The organism is Microcystis ichthyoblabe FBCC-A1114 (assembly GCF_050500245.1).
Taxonomy (GTDB): domain Bacteria; phylum Cyanobacteriota; class Cyanobacteriia; order Cyanobacteriales; family Microcystaceae; genus Microcystis; species Microcystis ichthyoblabe_A.
In genome coordinates this window covers 2,297,655-2,314,776 of the sequence record NZ_CP191408.1, presented here as the reverse complement: position 1 = coordinate 2,314,776, position 17,122 = coordinate 2,297,655, and the positions used below count along the sequence as shown (strand labels likewise).

Sequence of the window (17,122 nt, the reverse complement as noted above, 5' to 3'; positions counted from 1 at the left end):
GGCTCTTCGGTTTGTGTTATGCAATGGATGGGGGTTATAAGGAATGAAACCCTTATAGAGACAGACATTACCGCGATTTTTGTCAATTGTTTGCGATCTAGAGCGAACTAATCAATTAAATCCCTTGCCAGATAAGGATTTAGTCGATTTATGCCCCCATATCGAACCATACCAAGTCCCGAAGAGCCAGTTTTCGTTTTGGGGAGCCAGTCGCCAGTCGTCGATACCAAATTCTAGACAGTAATTCCCAATTCAAACGGTAGCACAGAATACAGAATCAGTCTTACTCTTGATGGGTGGTGATTCGGTAGTAGTGATGGAGGCTTAATCCTTTGCTTTACTGTGCATTGTAGTCATGGATAAAAACGTGATTCTCCATTTTTTTAGAGGAAATGATCTGTTAGTAGTGCCGTAGCCTCTTGCTTACCCAGTATCAAGTGTGTAAAATATTTATTAATAAAAATAATTGGAACCCGATCAGTCTTTAAACCTCATCCCCAGACCACCAGCCAAGCCGCCACTTAACCTGACAGTATATATTAAGAAAAGCAACAAATACTTTACAGACATAACAAAGTATGCAGCAAATTCTAGGATTAGAGACACAACCAAAAATCTGGCATTGGCGGGGATTCAAAATCACCTATCAAAGTGCGGGGGAGACAGGACCCGCGATCGTGCTTGTGCATGGATTTGGGGCATCTTGGGGACATTGGCGGAAAAATATCCCTGTTTTAGGCGAAAAATGTCGCTGTTTTGCCCTAGATTTAATTGGTTTTGGCGGTTCCGACAAACCCGAACCGAAAAACGAGATCGATTACACTTTCGAGACTTGGGGGGCGCAAATTGCCGATTTTTGTCGGGAAGTGGTGGGGGGTGCTGCTTTTTTGGCGGGGAATTCCATCGGTTGCATCGCCATTATGCAGGCTGCCGTCGATCATCCCGATTTTGTCCTTGGGGTGGCGGCGATTAATTGTTCCCTCAGACTACTTCACGAAAGAAAACGGGGGGAATTACCCTGGTATCGTCGTTTAGGAGCAGATTTTGCCCAAATAATTCTCAAAAATAAAGCAATTGGGGCTTTTTTCTTCCAACAGATCGCTAAACCCCAGACAGTGCGTAAAATTCTCCTGCAAGCTTATCGGCGATCAGAAGCTGTAACGGAGGAATTAGTGGAAATAATCTTAAAACCCGCCAGAGATCCAGGAGCGATCGAGGTTTTCCTCGCTTTTACTGGTTATTCTGGTGGCCCACTCCCAGAAGATCTACTGCCGATTCTCCCCTGTCGGGCTATTCTGCTTTGGGGTAGCGAGGATCCCTGGGAACCCTTGCCCTTGGGCCAAGAATTAGCACGATTCCCGACAGTAAAAAAGTTTATCCCCTTAGCTGGCTTAGGCCACTGTCCCCAGGACGAGGCCCCAGAAATAGTTAATCCGATTTTATTAGACTTCCTGCAAGCTTATAGCTAAGTTCCTCTAGTAACCAGAAGACCGGGTATTAATCGGTTGTTGGATGGAGAAACCCCGGTTAATACTTTGAGGGGGAACTTGATTGGGGATGCCATTATTGTTGGGCGGTATTCCCTGATTGGGATAACCAGTGACGTTGGGTTGATTGCCGTAAACGGGGGCCTGATATACGGGCGGTTGATAATAGTTGGATTGGTTGCTAGAGCCAGGGACCGGGTTAGGGTTGGCATTATTCCAGGAGGGTAGGGTCCGAACATTTTGTTGATAAGGGGAATAATTTCCCTGGGGGGCGACTTGATTCGGGTTGCCCCCAGGGTTGAGATTAGAATAATTATTCAAGTTAGCAGTCCGCGAGCGATTTTCGATTTCTCTCTGTAAAGGATAATTGCTAGTGTTGCCACTAATCGGTTGCACTTGAATCGGTTGCAGACCTTTACTAGCATTCGGTACTGGATTTGGCTTGACTGGCGGCATTAACGGAGCGAATAAAGAGGGTTTCTGGTTGTCATTGGGATTAGTATTTAAAGGATCAAAAGGCTGCGTCGAGGCCGGTCTCCCCGGGCGAGCGGTATTATTATTGGCAGGAATGGCCGGCAGTGGTACGGCAGTGGGGAGAGGAGTATCGGTAATCTTGTTGCTCTCGATTTCGCGTTCCTCCAAGGACTTTCCTGGGGTATCGAATACCGAACCCAACCATTCAGGATTCTGTTGATATATCGAGAAAGCAATGAGAGCTAAGGAAAATATTCCTAGGGGCAGCCAAAATAAAGGTTGGGCAAAGGGTTTTAATCCTGCCAAGAAATAGCGCATGGAAGAAGAATCTTTATAGTTACTCATACCGCTTCACCCTCTATAGGTTTTCCTCCATGCTATCAAATCATTAAGCAGTGATCAGTGATCAGTGATCACTGATCACTGATCAGTTCACTGAGAAAACTCCCCACACCCCACACCCCACACCCCACACCCCACACCCTACACCCCACACTGTTCACCGACTAGGTACTGATACTATTTGCGAGCAATTGTCAAACAATTGTAAAACTTCGTTATATTTAAGGAACATTTGAGAGACTAAGGAGCAGCGGAGTTGTGGCTTTATACGCGGATTTGCATCGGCATTTAGGGGGATCGGTAGTACCGAGAATTCTCTGGCGCTACTTTCACAGACATGAGCGGGATTTAGCGGCTAAATTCCCAGAATATCCCGCTTTTGAGGAATTTTACACCCGCGAACGCAATAGTTTAGATGAGTATTTAGAATTACACACCCTTGTCGAAAGTGTCCAAACCGCCCAAACTTTGCCCTATTTTATCTATCGTCTGATTCGCGGTGCTTATATCTTCGAGAATCTGGCCTATTTAGAATTGCGCTATACTCCCTACTATCGCACCGACGAATATTTGAACCAGACAGAGCGAATCGAGCAAATGCGATCAATTGTCGAGATCGTTGGTCAAGCCTCGAAAATGAGCGAATATCCGATTATTACCAGTCAAATTCTCTGTATGCACTCGCGACTTCCCTACCAAGTCAACAAAGCGATCGTTGATCTGGCCCTAGGGATGAGAGAATACGTCTGTGCGATCGATATTGCCGGGGGTGATTCGTACTACCAAACTCGACTAGAGGAATTTGCTGGTTTATACAGTTATGCCAGGGAAAATGGTTTAAATACCACCGGCCATCTTTATGAAACAAAGAACGGTTGTTATCCCCAATTACTGCCCTATCTGCAAAGAATTGGTCACGGTATTCAAATTCCCCTACAATACCCAGAATTGCTGCCGGAAGTTGCCCGTCGTCATCAATGTTTAGAAGTCTGTCCCACCACCTATTTAAAAACTGGCACCCTCGAAAGTTTATCGCAATTAAAGATAGTCTTCGATCGCTGTTTTGAAGCGGGGGTTGATATTGCTATCTGTACCGATAATGCTGGTTTACACAATGTCCGGCTGCCCTTCGAGTACGAGAATTTACTCACCCTAGATGTGATCGATTTCCGACAATTACAAGCTTGTCAAGATGCGGCTTTTCGCCATGCTTTTGCCTGGCCCTATAGTCAAAAACCCGCCTCACTTTTAACCGGTTTGTTATCAGTAGATAATCCCAAATTACCGGTTTATCAGTAACACAATTAACTATAGTTTGGGTTAAGCAAATTCTTTACCGCTCCCGAACTATAGGGTTTTTCGACTCTCCTGCATCTGGTTTGGGTAATTCTACTGAATCTTGATTAAACTTAACCCAAAGAGAGTATAAGTACAGAGAGAACCAAGACCGAACATCAGGGAACGAGCGATCGGGATATTAGTGATATAAAAAAGGGAAAATAGAAGCCGGAGGATCACAAAAGCGATCGCACAGTTAGCAGCTAGGGATGAGGAGACTCCTGTAACGTAGGCCATGAGAGCGGCGGCACTATAGATCATAAAGGTTTCAAAACCATTTTGATGGGCCCAAGTTGCTCGTTTAGCGTAGTCTGGGAGTTGGTCGAACATGGCCCGGGGAGCGGAGGTATTGTAACCCACCTTAGCTCTAGCGTAAGCCACCAGCAGAAAAGGTAGATATACAGAGACAGCGGCAGCCACGATCGAATAGAGAAGAATGGCACTGACGGAGAGATTCATCGCTGAATTTAGTCAAAATAAAATAGGGTAACCAGCTTGCGTTGATCTTCCGCTTCCGCGCAGGTTTGCAAAAGGGTTTGACTGTCGTGGAAAGCAAAACAGATTAACTGTTGACAACGATTGATAATCTCCCGATTACAGAGGCTGCTGGCTTCCCCTAGGGATAGATGGTCATTTTCGGGACATTCCACCAGATGGATAACCTGCTGAAGTTGTTCTTGGGATTCCAGGGGCTGGCGATCGAGACTTTGGGGTAAGATCACGGTTAACAGATTAGGATCTGCCCGCATTGCCCCCTTAATGACGGCGGAATTGGTTCCCGTCGCCCCGGAGGTCATAATCCGATTGCCCGCCAGCACGAGGGCATAGGCCATCATTTCGATCAATTGCTGGTGGGTGATGGGAACGTGACGGGAACCCAATAAAGCGACGCGCTTAGAACCGGTCTGCTGAATGGCGGCCAGTTCTTGAGCTAGAGTGTCTAGGGTGTTAGTGGTATCTACAGATTGACTCAAAGACTTTTACTGCAAATTCGGACTGATTAACCGTCCGTTATTGTAGCATCGAATTCTCATGATTGGAAATTTGGCCCAAAAAACCCCAGATGCTCATCGAGGTGTCCTTTCTGTGGCAGTCTCCTTGAGCCGTCAGAAATTGTTATTGGTGGGGAAGTGCCTCTAGATTCTGCGGTAAGATAGGTGCATAGACGATATTTACCCCAGAGCCATGACCACTTCTCCTGTTCCCCAAGGGGACGATTTTAGCGATCGCCCAATCCGTCCCGTACAGTATCGGGATTTGGAAGACATTGAAGCTTTAACCCTGGATGACTTCGATGAGGATATTGATCGTCGCGCCCAAAATTTCCGCACCCAGGTGCAACAGGTGCGGCCTTGGTTTGGGTTGTTTAAAATTCTCAGTTTTTTTCCCAATCCTCTCCAACACCGTTTTCATGTCTATGTGGCTGAGGCCATCGCCAATCGGGGAGAAGAAGGGAAAATTCGCGGGGCAATCCAAGTCAACCCTTTTAATAGTAGTCGCAGCACTTGGCGGGTGGAACAGGTGCGGGTGCATCCAGGGGAGTCTTTAAGCGAACCCAAGGGCATCGGGGCGCAATTACTGCGTTATTGTCTAGAAACGGTTTGGGAAGCCCGCACCTGGGTGTTAGAGGTTAATATCAATCAAAAGGACAGTTTGGCACTTTTCCGGCAACACGGTTTTCAGCCTTTGGCAGAATTAACCTATTGGTCTTTACCGCCGCAATTATTACAGGAATTGAGCAAACAAGAGGCAGATTTACCGAATTTACTGCCTGTGAGCAATGCTGACGCTCAATTGCTTTATCAGTTAGATTGTGTGTCTATGCCGCCGCTACTGCGTCAGGTATTTGATCGCCATATCCAGGATTTTAAAATCAGTTTAGTTGATAGTTTGTTCGGTCGCTGTCAGAGTTGGTGCGGCGGTCCGCAAATTAGTCGCGGTTACGTTTTTGAACCGCAACGAAAAGCGGCGATCGGTTATTTTGAATTAATTCTATCTAATCGGGATGAGCGACCCCATCAAGCGAAATTAATTGTCCATCCCGCCTACACTTGGCTCTATCCTAAGTTATTAATCCAGATGGCCCAGATCACTCGCAAGTATCCCCCTCGCTCGCTAGAGTTGATATCTGCCGATTATCAGCACGAAAGACGGGAATATCTGGAACAATTGGGAGCGATCCGCAGTTCCCACACCCTGATGATGTCGCGCTCGGTATGGCACAAAATTCGCGAAACTAAGCCGGAAAATTCCGCCTTAGCAGAAATGCTCCAGGGTTTACAATCGGTGCCACGAACTCCCATCCCTAGTCGGATGTCTTGGTTAAAATGGCCCAATAATCCCCCCCTAGACTCCCTCGACAGTCCGGGAGAACTTCCCCCCGCTAAACCCCCCTCAGAACCCCCGGATCAGGGGCATCCAGTGTAATGGAAAGGGTCGCCGCCCTGGGCTTAGATATCGGCAAAAAACGGGTAGGAGTGGCAGGATGTGACGGTACAGGTTTAATCGCCACTGGTTTGACTACGATTATCCGTTCTTCCTTTGTTGCCGATGTAGCACAGTTTGAGGCAATTGTCAAGGAAAGAAATATTAAGATTTTGGTGGCGGGACTGCCCTATACCATGGCCGGAGAGTTAGGATTTCAGGCCAAACAGGTACAAAAATACGCCCAAAAACTAGCGATCGCCTTGGATTTACCCCTCGAATACATTGATGAGCGTTGCACGTCCCTAGAGGCGGAAGAATTCTTAAAAGCCAAAAAACAGTTTTCCTCTTGGGATAAGGGAGCGATCGATCGGGAAGCGGCGGCGATTATTTTACAACAATGGCTCGATCGCCGACGGCATCGACAACGCATCTAAAAGCAGTTGTCATCGCCCGTCTCGCTCTTGGCGAATCAATACCGTACTGTCTAGCCATTCCACATCATTGGGTAATTCCCGATAGCGTTGTCTGACTGCCTCGATCAAAGCGGGAATCGACTGGCAGCGGCGATCGGGAGTTTGAGGGTTTTCTGGCGATGCGGACAAGTTCGGACTAGCTTCTGATTCCGGCGACGACAAGAGACGTGTGGCTAGAAATTCGGTAAAATCTAAGACCTCTCTCTGTTTGTCTGGCGGCAAATCACGCCATCTCGATAGCAATAACTGTTCGCTGTTCATCAAAAGAATCCACTAAGAAACTCAGTCACTGATTGAACGAACAAAACTGATAAGCGATAACTGATAACTGAATTTAGATAGAGACTTCGCTTAATTCACGAGTGAGATGATCAAAGGGTTCAGCGATCAAAGAGGTGTCGGCAATACCCGCCTCAAGAGCCATGGTTTGAATCATTTCGCTCATGATTTGGATACCGCGCACCGTCGGACCGATGGGAACACCGAGGGAATTATAGGTTTCCCGTAGTCCTTGCAGTACCCGCTCATCTAGAACATTAGTATCGGCAGCCACCAGCGCATAACTGGCATAGCGGAGATAGTAATCCATATCCCGCAGACAGGCAGAATAACGACGGGTGGTGTAGGCATTACCCCCGGCGCGGATCAATTCGGGAACTTCTTCAAATAGACGAATCGCCGCCCCACGCACGAGCGCCGCCGAATTAGCGTTAATTAGGGCGGCGGCAGCTAGACGGGCAGTTCCCGAGGCAAAATATTGTTTAAGATTATCGATCGCATCTCGATCGAGATAACGTCCGGTGACATCGTATTTTCTAATCAGGCTAGTTACCGCGTCTCGCATTATTAAGTTTCTCCCAACAGCAATAAAGACATTTTTGAGTTTCGCTTTATTTATAATCTCACAGGGTTGAACTTCGGGGGACATCCCTAGTCTAACTCTCTTGCTTGTCTAACAATTTGTTGTTTTTTTGAGACATTTCTTTACATTTAAGGCATTGGCCAGACCGGCGCTGGGTGGCGGAATTATCCCTTATTAGTCGAGGTGGTGGACGAGGCACTCAAAATAACGAGATTATCCCGATGAATGATGGTTTCTGCGGCCATATAACCTAATAAACTGGCAATACGCTCGGAATGTTGACCTTTAACTCGATCGATCTCCTCACTACTATAGTTAACAATTCCCCTGGCCACTTCCCGGCCTTCTTGATCGCACAATTGCACCGATTCCGAGGCGCTAAATTCCCCCTCCACTTTGGTAATCCCGGCCGCAAGGAGAGATTTCCCCCCCTGACAAATGGCTTGAATCGCCCCAGCATCGAGATAGATTTGACCCATGGGCATTAGTCCGTAGGCGATCCAGCGTTTGCGGGCGTTATCACTGCGTTTTTGGGCCTCAAAACGGGTTCCGATCGCCTCTCCTGCCATAATTTTTAAGATATTGCTGGGCTGCCCTCCCTTAGTAATCGCCATTTCTACCCCGGCACTGGTGGCAATCCGGGCCGCGGCCAATTTAGTGGCCATACCCCCGGTCCCCCACTGACTGCCACTACTACCAGCATCGATCGATAGTTGCGCTAATTGCGCGGGAGTAACTCGGGCAATGGCCGCAGCTTCGGGAAATAGCCGCGGATCGGCACTGTAGAGGCGATCCACATCGGTGAGGATAAATAACCAGTCAGCCTCGATTAAACTGGCCACAAGGGCTGATAAAGTGTCATTATCGCCGAATTTTAACTCATCGATCGCCACCGTATCATTTTCGTTGACAATGGCAATCACCCCTAATTCAAACAAAGCCTGAAAGGTATTATAGGCGTTGACATAACAGGTGCGTTCCATCAATTCGGGACGGGTGAGCAAAATTTGGGCGATCGGTTGACCAAGACTGGTAAAGAGGTCATCATAGATCCGCATCAGACGACCTTGACCGACGGCGGCGATCGCTTGTTTGAGGGCGATTTTTTTCGGTCTTTCCTGTATTCCCAGACGACGGCAGCCCACCCCCACGGCCCCGGAAGATACTAATACCACCCGATGACCGGCAGCGCGCAACCGGGTGAGGACTTCCACTAAAGCGGCGATCGTGGAGAGGGATAATTGGCCGGTTTGATTATCGGTCAAACTGGAAGTACCGATTTTGATCACTATGGTTTGGTTCATCGTCAAGGCGCTTTTTTTGGAGGTTTTGCTAGATAGCCAAAGCTTTGATGGCAACTTTAATTAAAGTATAAAAACGGGGTTCAGTCACGTTGACTTCTCTAGCTTGTTGCCGATTTTTCCCTAATAAACCAATGCGCTGCCCTTTCTGCACGACTAAAATCTCGCCCTGTTCATTTTTGATGCGAATCTCGTTTAAATCACCCCAAAAACTACATTGATAGATTTTATCGGCGTGCATAAAAATTGCTTTTTTAATATTATCATTTTCTTGGGGTAATCGCACTCCCACTAATTCAATTTCTATGGTTGTATTACCATTCCAAGTATTTTCTTTGAGTTTATAGGCAATATCTAAACGAGTTGGTAAAGGACAATATTCGCCCCAACGCCATGCTAGGGCTTTAATTCTGGTATTATCGCTTTGAGCCAGCAATAATTTTAAATGATTTTTTCCGATAGTTTTCTGTTCCACTACTCGCACGTTAGGAGTCCAAAAAACGGGTAATTCATTGCCAATTCCCCAGGGTTGCAAACTATCAATTTGTTGAAAAAGTTCCGGGGTAATTTGTTTAAAATCAATGATAGTATCAATTTTAATTAAAGGTTTTAATTGTTCTATTTGTAAAATTTTGTGAGAAAATTGACTTAATCTTTGTTTAAATGCTAGTAAATTAGCTGTGGGTAAACTAAAACCCCCCGCCATTTTATGACCGCCAAATTTTCCTAGTAAATCTTGGCAAAATTGCAGGGCTTCAAAAACGTGAAATTCTTCAATTCCTCTGGCAGATCCGCGAATTTTATCCGTATCTTCTTCCTCGTAAGTACCAATAAAAACCGGCACTCCGTAGCGTTCCACTAAACGGGAGGCCACAATACCAATTACCCCATGATGCCAATCTTTTTCCACTAAGACTAAAACTCGATCTTGTTGCCAAAGAATCGGAGTTTCTTCCACTAATTTAATCGCTTCTTCTTCAATTTTTTCGCACAATTCTTGACGAGTACGATTAATTTGTTCGCACTGCATTGCTCTTTCTAAGGCAATTCCTGCGTCATCGGTGGTTAATAATTCAATAACTATCTGGGGATCGCCAATTCTGCCAATGGCATTAATTCTCGGTCCCAATTTAAAGCCAATATCATCCGGTTGTAATTGCTTTTGTTCCTCGCTAATTCCCGCTATTTGCATCAGGGATTGAATCCCGACTAATTGGGATTTGGGTAATTTTCTTAAACCCCGTTTTAACCAGCGACGATTTACCCCGATTAATGGGGCTAAATCTGCTATAGTGCCTAGGGTAAATAATGATAATAATGACTCGGTTAATCCCTGTAATTTACCCATTTTTTGGGCAGTTGTCACCGCTAAAATATAGGCGACTCCCACCCCCGCTAATCCCTGATAGGGAGAGTTCGGGGTTAATAATTTCGGGTTGAGAATAGCGGAGGCATTTGGTAAAATTGGCGGCAGATCGTGATGATCGGTGATAATAACTTTTAATCCTAATTCTATCGCTAGGGCGATCGGTTCGTGAGCGGAAATGCCATTATCAACAGTGAGAATCAATCCGACTCCAGATTCGGCAAATTCTTCGACAATGCGCTGATTAATTCCGTATCCCTCTTTCATGCGACTGGGTATGGCATGATTTACCCTAGCGCCGAGATGTCTTAAGGCTCTTAGCAGTAAAGATGTACTGGTCATGCCATCGGCATCGTAGTCCCCACAGATAGCAATTTTATCACCAGAGGCGATCGCTTTTACTAATAAATTGACACTTTTTTCTAAGTCGGGAAATTCCCCCAGGGGAGAGGGTAAGGTATCCGCTTCAGGATCAATATAAGTTTTAGCTAATTCGGGGGTATCAATACCGCGATTAATTAAGATAGTTGCTAATAAGGATGATAATCCCATTTCCCGCGCTAACCCCGCGATTTTTTCGGGATTAGTTGCGGCAATATACCAGCGCTGGATGGGATATTTGTAGGCCATTTTTTATCAGGAGTCAGGAGTCAGGAGTCAGGAGAGTTGCCTTTAGGAATTATCAGTGACTCTTAGACTGGTACAAATATATAAACAAATGCGTCTAAGCATTTCACCGAAAAACTAATGCACAGGAGGTTCGGGGGTAGAACCCCCCAAGAGTCTGAATTATAAGACAAAAAACCCAGAAAGCACAGTTTTAAAAAAAAGATTATCAGGGAATCCCAACTGAGTAGATTCACAAATAGGAGATGTACCCAGCGTAACGCACTAAAAACAAGGTTAAAAGCGAATTTGGATGGCCCCAGCAGGAGGTTGAAAGGGGAGATTACTATTATTAATTCTCAGGGGAGAACCGGGTATTACCTGCACATTTGGGGTGGTGGGTTGACTTTCGTTGGTACTCAGTAAAGTCAATTGATTAATACTAGAATTAATCGCAAATTGTTGGGTAATGACTCCCGACGGACAACAGGAAGGATCCCGAGGGAGAAATCTTCTCATATTGACGGTGATCATACCATCTTTAGCACTAAGATTATCGACAACTACTCGATCGGCTAACAGGACAGTATCGGTGTTAGTGGCAGTACCGTTATTATCAATCACTAGGGCTAAATAATGTAATTGCTGTTGCTCTCTGGTAATCACTCTTAATACGACAATACCATCAGTCCTTTGATCATTATTATAGTCCCCCATCAAGGCTTCTCGACTGACTTGCACTCCTAAAATTTGTCCCTCATTGGATTGAAAAATACCATCGCTGACAATTACGGAACCCCGATTGGGAATGTTATAGACGGTGTTTCTTAAATTATCCACGCTCAGGGGTGTAGATTGGGCAAGTAAGGGCAGAGAATTGTTTAATAATAAACTGATACCCAGGAGGATAGATTGAGGCAAAACTGCTAATTTAATCATGGTTGTCATGGATTGGGTATATTTTCTTGAGTATCGAATAACTGCACGTTATTAATGGTACAAACCATCCCCTGTTGTGCCGCTAATTTATCTCGCCATTGACTTAATTGTTGTTGACCATTACTACCATTTAACCAGTAAACTGTCAAGATGCCAATCGCTTGTTCTGGTTCACAGGAAAAGCTGAGAGTTTGATCGGGTATATCGGTATTTCCTTCACGACATTGCCAACCTTGTTTTTCAATTAATTCTTTCCAACCTTTCTCTTCTTTAGCAGCCACGGCAATGCGTTGATCTTCTTGGTTACAAACCCAATTTTTCTGCTGGGTGGGATCATTCGGTAGATCACCAAGATTGGGGGAATTTTGCTTGATTAGGGGAAGCGAGGGTACTTGAGCATGAACGGAAAAAATCGGTAGTATTAGGAAAGTACCGATGAGCATTTTTAACAGTTTCATCCTTTAAAATTGCCATATTTAGGGATTTATGCCTTTAGAATATCACGTTTTTGAGATCTAGATAAAATACTCTCTTAAGATATGTTTAAATCTTTAATTATGGTTTCGATCGCATCAAAGGAAAATTCTCTGGCTAACTGTTGTAAACCTTGGGCAAGGGTAGCATAATCGGGGGGAATTTCTGCGGTTAGGGCGATAATTTTTTCATCATCACATTCTCGCGCCGCTTGTTGCAATTGTCCAATCCAAGCGGGACTAATTAATTTTAATAGGGATTGCAGGGAATCGAGGAAAACTGGCGAATAATTGGGCTGATTTGGCTCATTATCGGCATAAATATATTTTAATCCCAAATATTCGCCCATTTTTTGCCAAATAACTTCCTCTCGGAAAGGTTTACGCACGAAATCATCACAACCGGCGGCAATAACCAAGGCGCGATCTTCTTCAAAAGCACTGGCAGTTAGGGCAATTATCACCGTTTTTCCGCGATTATCAGCCTCTAACCGCCTAATTTCCCTAGTTGCTTCGTAACCGTCTTTCACTGGCATTCTCATGTCCATCCAGATAAGATGAGGTTGCCATGCTTGCCAAATTGCGATCGCTTCTTGACCATTAGCGGCCTCTTGCACGGACAATCCTAGGGTAGTCAGGAGTTTCAGCAACAGTAAACGGCTTTCCGGTCGATCATCGACGACTAATATGCGATATTTAGGCTGATTTTCGGCTAAAGCGATAACTTTTGCCCTATTGGTTTCGGTTTTAATCTCATTTTCCCCCACCAAACCCACCTGAATATCAAAACTAAAAATACTTCCTTGACCCAGAATACTACTAACTCCGATCGCACCCCCCATCAACTCAACAAATTTTTTACTGATAGGTAAACCCAATCCCGTCCCCTGTTGGGATTTTCGTCCCGTTTCCGTTTGGTTAAAGGCTTGAAATAGCTTATAAATCTCCTCTGGGGCGATTCCTGCGCCTGTGTCTTCAATTTCCCAGAGCAATCGCTGATAATCTCCTCTTTTCTCTCCTACTTTTCCCCGGAGAGTCACCCCTCCCGACTCGGTAAACTTCAATCCGTTACCCAAGAGATTGATTAACACCTGTCGCAATTTACTTTCATCAGTACATATATATTGAGGCAGATCGGAGCTGCGATCAAAAATTAAGCTTAAAGCTTTTGCTTGCGCTTGTGAGCGTAGCATTTCGGCAATATTATCTAAAAGAGCGTATAAATCGAAATTACTAGGGTTAAAAACCGTTCTTCCCGCTTCTATCTTCGACATTTCTAGAATATCGTTGATTAACTCTAATAAATGTTCCCCGCTACGATTGACAATTTCCAAATATTGCCGATATTCACTGCTGATGCTGCTATCCCGGGATATTAAGCGAGTAAAACCCAAGATAGCATTAAGAGGAGTGCGTAATTCGTGGCTCATGTTAGCTAGAAACTCACTTTTAGCTTTATTTGCTTTAACTGCCGCTTCTTTAGCCTCTTTTAATCCTTTTTCCGCTTCATATCTACTTTGTGCGATCGCAATTAATTCTCCCAGCAACCGCACAAAGGTGACATCTTCCTTTGTCCATTGCTTTTCTGCACTGGCATCCAATCCCAGATAACCCACCGTTACCCCACAACTATCCCACATGGGAACGATTAAGAGACAGGGAGTAGAACTATTAGCGAGAATAGCTCTTTCAGGGATAGCAGTAGCGGGTAAATCGTCTAAAGAGTTCAGTTTAACTGGAATACCGTTTAATAATTGTTCAGAAAACCAGGGAAAGGTTTCCGTCGAGAGATTTTGTGATTGTTCCCTAATCGGGATAACTTGGGGATAGTCGGGGTGACAGTATTCATAAACCATACTCCACTGCTGACGACAGGTGGAATATTGAATAATGTAACAGCGCGCACTCTGGGTAAATTGACAGAGCAGTTCTAGGGTATGATCAATCGCCAAGTGGATATCTTGAGAAATTAGTAATCTTGTCACCCGTGAGAGCAAATTATCGCGATAGGCCTGCATTTCTAGAGCTTTTTCCCGTTTTTTAGACTCTAGTTCCTCAAAATCACTCATAATCAGTTATCAGTTATCAGTTATCAGTTATCAGTTATCAGTTATCAGTTAAAAGGGTTTGGGTGTTGGGGTTTTAGGGTTTGAGGGTATTAGTTGAATTTCCCCATCACCCCGTCTCCCGTCTCCCTAATCAAAAAACAGTAAACTTTTCCCCTATTATGTTCTATAGGAATTTTACCGAATCAATATGCTCAAATTATTAGCTTCTCTCCTTCTCTCCTGCTGTGTAGTCTTGGGTGTTTCTCTGTCACCGGCTGCTGCCATGGGAGTCTATGACCTCCCCATTTTAAGCTCTGGAGCGCCCACTTATGTGGTCGATCCCGTTTCGGCCATTAGTGCCGCTAACGAAGGAAAATTAAATAAAGATCTGAAAAACCTCGCCGAAAAAACCGGACAAGAAGTAAGAATGGTGGTAGTCCGACGCTTGGATTACGGTCAAAAAATTGACAATTTAGCCGATGATATCCTGAGAGAATGGTATCCTAACTCCGAAGATCGTGCCAATCAAACTATCATCGTCCTTGATACTTTAACCAATAAAACTGCTATTCGGGTTGGGGAGGAAGCAAAACCCCTATTAACCGATGCTATTGCTGATAGTATCCTCTCGGAAACTATGGCAGTTCCCCTCAAAGATGGGGGAAAATATAATCAAGCTTTACTCGATGCTAGTCGTCGTCTAACGGCGGTACTTTCTGGAGAAGCGGATCCCGGACCGCCGGAAGTAGCGACAATTAATATCGAAAGTACCTTTACTACCGCAGAAGAAACTGACGATAAAAATGCCACAATTTGGGTGATAGTTTTACTGGTTTTAGCCACAGTAATCCCCATGGTTACCTATTTTTGGTACGCTGGTTTTGGTCGCTAAATTAAATTAATGATCTGGGACTGATACAGCTAAAATACTCTCAGAGATAGCTCAATCCTTAGCCTGTATGAGCAAGATGAAGTAACTTCTAAGTGGGTGGGTGGAATTAAATATAAGATGAACGTAGGTTGGGTTGAAGCATGAAACCCAACGCCCTACAAATAATTGTGCCTACCTACTTAGTAGATTTTAGTTGTGTCAGTTCACCCCATTTGCTTAACATTAATAAATAATGCCTAAAATGGTAAATAAATTACAATCCTATTATCGACAGGAGGAAGGAGCTTACTTAATTGAAATTAAACTTAATCAGTTACAGCAAGTCTTTAATTCTTTGGATCCTTCGCCATTTTTAGATAGAGATTTAGACGATAACGCCGAAAATTATATTATTAACTCTGTGGATGAATTTCCCCTCAATACCCCCCTTAAATTAGTCTTTTATCTCCCCAGTCAAGAACAGAATAACGCCCGAAATCTGTTACCCTCAGCTTTACATAATTATTTTGACTATCGCCAACAGGGAGAACAAAGAAAATTACGCACAATTTGGCGACAGGGACGCATATCTTTGCTAATTGGTCTCTCCTTTCTTTTTGTTTGTTTGAGTCTCAGCGAATTAATTGGTCGTTTTGGCACCGATACATTTATTCACTTCTTAGAAGAAGGATTATTAATTAGTGGTTGGGTGGCCCTCTGGCGACCTTTAGAAATTTTTCTTTACGAATGGTGGCCCGTCAGTTATCAACAAAAGATTTTTGCTAAACTAGCCTACATCCCCATTGAAATCCGTCCATTAGAGGAACCATCCACCCCAGACTCTTTTCGATAGCTCTAATCCTGCCGATGGCTTGTCTTCAAAGTTACAAAGCTTTTAGTTGAGGCGGTTTATAATAAAAGTAACTCTGTACAAAGCTTATCGGTTTTCTGCTTGGCTATTACTTTATCCTCAAACTTTGGCTCTTCTAGGTTCTGTGTGATAAGTTTAACTCACTATATGATCGATCGATCTTTGTGTCCTTTGTGGTTCGTTCCACCCCCTCGCTAGGAGGAATGTATCTTAGAATACATTTTACCCACCAAACCTGGGAGAGCCAAACTTTTAACTAAGTGGTCGGGCCTAAATTTTTTCAGTCTGGCGATTATTGGCGTTTCATCTCTACCAATCCTGACAAAATTTCATCTAGATAGGAGGACTAATGTTAATCCATGTTGGTTATGAATTTGGCTTTGATGCCCCTTTACCCCTAGTCATGTTGTTAAAACTTTATCTACACCCCTCAATTTTAGATCAAGTTAGACAATCGGAGAAGTTGCAGGTGCAACCAGCAACAAAAATAGAAGAATTTTTAGATAGCTTCGGTAATCGAACCAGTCGTCTAATTTTACCTGCTGGCCAGATTCGCATTCACAATGAAGCAGTTATCGAGAATGAATGGAAACCCGATATAGTTAATGGGAATGCCCAAGAAATTCCCTTAACAGAGTTACCAACCCAAGTTTTTCCCTACCTAATGAGTAGCCGTTATTGTGAAGTGGATTTGCTTTCGGAAATTGCCTGGGAACTTTTCGGACAAACTCCTCCCGGTTGGGCAAGGGTACAAGCGGTTTGTGATTGGGTTCATAGTCACATTCGTTTTGGTTACGAATACGCACGGGTGACAAAAACCGCCTATGATGTCTATCGGGAAAGAAAGGGGGTTTGTCGCGATTTTAACCATCTAGCTTTGACTTTTTGCCGTTGCCTAAATATTCCTGCTCGTTATGCCTCTGGCTATCTCGGAGATATCGGTATTTCTCCCCAACCTCTACCGATGGATTTTAGTGCTTGGTTTGAAGTCTATTTAGACCATCAATGGTACACTTTCGATGCTCGTCATAACACCCCCAGAATCGGGCGAATTTTAATGACTCGCGGCTTAGATGCCGTCGATGCTGCCCTAACAACTTCTTTTGGTCAAGTAAATTTAACAAAATTTAAGGTATGGACGAGCGATGTTTCCCATCTCTAGGTTTAATCAGAGTATTTATTACAGCCTTTTTGATCAAATCGGGGCTAAATAATTCCTCCCTCGGTTCCTCTGATAAATCACA

The 17,122-nt window shown here is 44.4% G+C and carries 17 protein-coding genes; 7 read left to right on the top strand and 10 right to left on the bottom strand.

Annotated elements, in window-relative coordinates:
* The first annotated feature begins 578 nt into the window (after nucleotides 1-578).
* Nucleotides 579-1,469 (top strand): alpha/beta fold hydrolase, encoded by an 891-nt coding sequence (locus ACQY1Y_RS11200; protein WP_002774966.1) that lies wholly within the window; start codon nucleotides 579-581, stop codon nucleotides 1,467-1,469.
* A gap of 6 nt (nucleotides 1,470-1,475) precedes the next feature.
* Here the strand turns inward: ACQY1Y_RS11200 and ACQY1Y_RS11195 are convergent, their stop codons facing one another.
* Complete coding sequence (locus ACQY1Y_RS11195; RefSeq protein ID WP_002774969.1) at nucleotides 1,476-2,306, bottom strand: hypothetical protein; 831 nt, start codon at nucleotides 2,304-2,306, stop codon at nucleotides 1,476-1,478.
* Between the two features lie 255 nt (nucleotides 2,307-2,561).
* Between ACQY1Y_RS11195 and ACQY1Y_RS11190 the strand changes: the two genes are divergently transcribed.
* Nucleotides 2,562-3,602: an adenosine deaminase gene (locus ACQY1Y_RS11190; protein ID WP_430014580.1), complete on the top strand. Its 1,041-nt coding sequence runs from the start codon at nucleotides 2,562-2,564 to the stop codon at nucleotides 3,600-3,602.
* Nucleotides 3,603-3,692: 90 nt separating this feature from the next.
* Here ACQY1Y_RS11190 and ACQY1Y_RS11185 read toward each other — a convergent pair whose 3' ends face one another.
* Nucleotides 3,693-4,100 carry an MAPEG family protein gene (locus ACQY1Y_RS11185; RefSeq protein WP_002774974.1) on the bottom strand — a complete coding sequence of 136 codons (408 nt, stop codon included), beginning with the start codon at nucleotides 4,098-4,100 and terminating at the stop codon, nucleotides 3,693-3,695.
* Nucleotides 4,101-4,108: 8 nt separating this feature from the next.
* Nucleotides 4,109-4,615: a hypothetical protein gene (locus ACQY1Y_RS11180; RefSeq protein WP_002741066.1), complete on the bottom strand. Its 507-nt coding sequence runs from the start codon at nucleotides 4,613-4,615 to the stop codon at nucleotides 4,109-4,111.
* Nucleotides 4,616-4,826: 211 nt separating this feature from the next.
* Between ACQY1Y_RS11180 and ACQY1Y_RS11175 the strand changes: the two genes are divergently transcribed.
* Nucleotides 4,827-6,068 (top strand): GNAT family N-acetyltransferase, encoded by a 1,242-nt coding sequence (locus ACQY1Y_RS11175; protein WP_016515384.1) that lies wholly within the window; start codon nucleotides 4,827-4,829, stop codon nucleotides 6,066-6,068.
* Complete coding sequence (gene ruvX, locus ACQY1Y_RS11170; RefSeq protein ID WP_103112207.1) at nucleotides 6,068-6,502, top strand: Holliday junction resolvase RuvX; 435 nt, start codon at nucleotides 6,068-6,070, stop codon at nucleotides 6,500-6,502. The genes ACQY1Y_RS11175 and ruvX overlap by 1 nt, the downstream gene beginning before the upstream one ends.
* 9 nt (nucleotides 6,503-6,511) lie before the next feature.
* On the opposite strand, the gene ACQY1Y_RS11165 is transcribed toward ruvX, so the two are convergent.
* The 7 genes from ACQY1Y_RS11165 to ACQY1Y_RS11135 all read right to left on the bottom strand — a co-directional run bounded on the left by ACQY1Y_RS11165 (nucleotide 6,512) and on the right by ACQY1Y_RS11135 (nucleotide 14,157).
* Nucleotides 6,512-6,802, bottom strand: a complete 291-nt coding sequence (locus tag ACQY1Y_RS11165) for a hypothetical protein (protein WP_002733243.1) — start codon at nucleotides 6,800-6,802, stop codon at nucleotides 6,512-6,514.
* A 73-nt stretch (nucleotides 6,803-6,875) separates the two neighbouring features.
* On the bottom strand, nucleotides 6,876-7,469 hold the full coding sequence (apcB, locus tag ACQY1Y_RS11160) for an allophycocyanin subunit beta (protein ID WP_002794132.1): 594 nt from the start codon (nucleotides 7,467-7,469) through the stop codon (nucleotides 6,876-6,878).
* A gap of 98 nt (nucleotides 7,470-7,567) precedes the next feature.
* Complete coding sequence (gene proB, locus ACQY1Y_RS11155) at nucleotides 7,568-8,707, bottom strand: glutamate 5-kinase (RefSeq protein ID WP_430014579.1); 1,140 nt, start codon at nucleotides 8,705-8,707, stop codon at nucleotides 7,568-7,570.
* A gap of 28 nt (nucleotides 8,708-8,735) precedes the next feature.
* A complete protein-coding gene (recJ, locus tag ACQY1Y_RS11150; protein ID WP_430014578.1) occupies nucleotides 8,736-10,700 on the bottom strand; it encodes a single-stranded-DNA-specific exonuclease RecJ in 1,965 nt (654 codons plus the stop codon).
* A gap of 273 nt (nucleotides 10,701-10,973) precedes the next feature.
* Complete coding sequence (locus tag ACQY1Y_RS11145; RefSeq protein WP_036396050.1) at nucleotides 10,974-11,615, bottom strand: hypothetical protein; 642 nt, start codon at nucleotides 11,613-11,615, stop codon at nucleotides 10,974-10,976.
* A 5-nt stretch (nucleotides 11,616-11,620) separates the two neighbouring features.
* Nucleotides 11,621-12,073, bottom strand: coding sequence for a hypothetical protein (locus ACQY1Y_RS11140; protein WP_002732766.1), 453 nt, complete (start codon nucleotides 12,071-12,073; stop codon nucleotides 11,621-11,623).
* A 74-nt stretch (nucleotides 12,074-12,147) separates the two neighbouring features.
* Nucleotides 12,148-14,157, bottom strand: coding sequence for a histidine kinase dimerization/phospho-acceptor domain-containing protein (locus ACQY1Y_RS11135; RefSeq protein ID WP_430014577.1), 2,010 nt, complete (start codon nucleotides 14,155-14,157; stop codon nucleotides 12,148-12,150).
* 187 nt (nucleotides 14,158-14,344) lie between these two features.
* Here ACQY1Y_RS11135 and psb32 point away from each other — a divergent pair, with 187 nt between their 5' ends.
* The 3 genes from psb32 (at nucleotide 14,345) to ACQY1Y_RS11120 (ending at nucleotide 17,040) form a co-directional block, all read left to right on the top strand.
* Nucleotides 14,345-15,028 (top strand): photosystem II repair protein Psb32, encoded by a 684-nt coding sequence (gene psb32 / locus ACQY1Y_RS11130; protein WP_002734975.1) that lies wholly within the window; start codon nucleotides 14,345-14,347, stop codon nucleotides 15,026-15,028.
* Nucleotides 15,029-15,260: 232 nt separating this feature from the next.
* Nucleotides 15,261-15,860, top strand: coding sequence for a hypothetical protein (locus ACQY1Y_RS11125; protein WP_042790289.1), 600 nt, complete (start codon nucleotides 15,261-15,263; stop codon nucleotides 15,858-15,860).
* Between the two features lie 367 nt (nucleotides 15,861-16,227).
* Nucleotides 16,228-17,040: a transglutaminase-like domain-containing protein gene (locus tag ACQY1Y_RS11120; RefSeq protein WP_002753669.1), complete on the top strand. Its 813-nt coding sequence runs from the start codon at nucleotides 16,228-16,230 to the stop codon at nucleotides 17,038-17,040.
* Nucleotides 17,041-17,122: the final 82 nt, after the last annotated feature.

Excerpts from the sequence above, each read along its gene's own strand:
- ACQY1Y_RS11200 (WP_002774966.1), top strand. The coding sequence starts at position 579 with ATGCAGCAAATTCTAGGATTAGAGACACAACCAAAAATCTGGCATTGG.
- ACQY1Y_RS11195 (WP_002774969.1), bottom strand. The coding sequence starts at position 2,306 with ATGAGTAACTATAAAGATTCTTCTTCCATGCGCTATTTCTTGGCAGGA.
- ACQY1Y_RS11185 (WP_002774974.1), bottom strand. The coding sequence starts at position 4,100 with ATGAATCTCTCCGTCAGTGCCATTCTTCTCTATTCGATCGTGGCTGCC.
- ACQY1Y_RS11175 (WP_016515384.1), top strand. The coding sequence starts at position 4,827 with ATGACCACTTCTCCTGTTCCCCAAGGGGACGATTTTAGCGATCGCCCA.
- ruvX (WP_103112207.1), top strand. The coding sequence starts at position 6,068 with ATGGAAAGGGTCGCCGCCCTGGGCTTAGATATCGGCAAAAAACGGGTA.
- ACQY1Y_RS11165 (WP_002733243.1), bottom strand. The coding sequence starts at position 6,802 with ATGAACAGCGAACAGTTATTGCTATCGAGATGGCGTGATTTGCCGCCA.
- apcB (WP_002794132.1), bottom strand. The coding sequence starts at position 7,469 with ATGTCCCCCGAAGTTCAACCCTGTGAGATTATAAATAAAGCGAAACTC.
- proB (WP_430014579.1), bottom strand. The coding sequence starts at position 8,707 with ATGAACCAAACCATAGTGATCAAAATCGGTACTTCCAGTTTGACCGAT.
- recJ (WP_430014578.1), bottom strand. The coding sequence starts at position 10,700 with ATGGCCTACAAATATCCCATCCAGCGCTGGTATATTGCCGCAACTAAT.
- ACQY1Y_RS11145 (WP_036396050.1), bottom strand. The coding sequence starts at position 11,615 with ATGATTAAATTAGCAGTTTTGCCTCAATCTATCCTCCTGGGTATCAGT.
- ACQY1Y_RS11140 (WP_002732766.1), bottom strand. The coding sequence starts at position 12,073 with ATGAAACTGTTAAAAATGCTCATCGGTACTTTCCTAATACTACCGATT.
- ACQY1Y_RS11135 (WP_430014577.1), bottom strand. The coding sequence starts at position 14,157 with ATGAGTGATTTTGAGGAACTAGAGTCTAAAAAACGGGAAAAAGCTCTA.
- psb32 (WP_002734975.1), top strand. The coding sequence starts at position 14,345 with ATGCTCAAATTATTAGCTTCTCTCCTTCTCTCCTGCTGTGTAGTCTTG.
- ACQY1Y_RS11125 (WP_042790289.1), top strand. The coding sequence starts at position 15,261 with ATGCCTAAAATGGTAAATAAATTACAATCCTATTATCGACAGGAGGAA.
- ACQY1Y_RS11120 (WP_002753669.1), top strand. The coding sequence starts at position 16,228 with ATGTTAATCCATGTTGGTTATGAATTTGGCTTTGATGCCCCTTTACCC.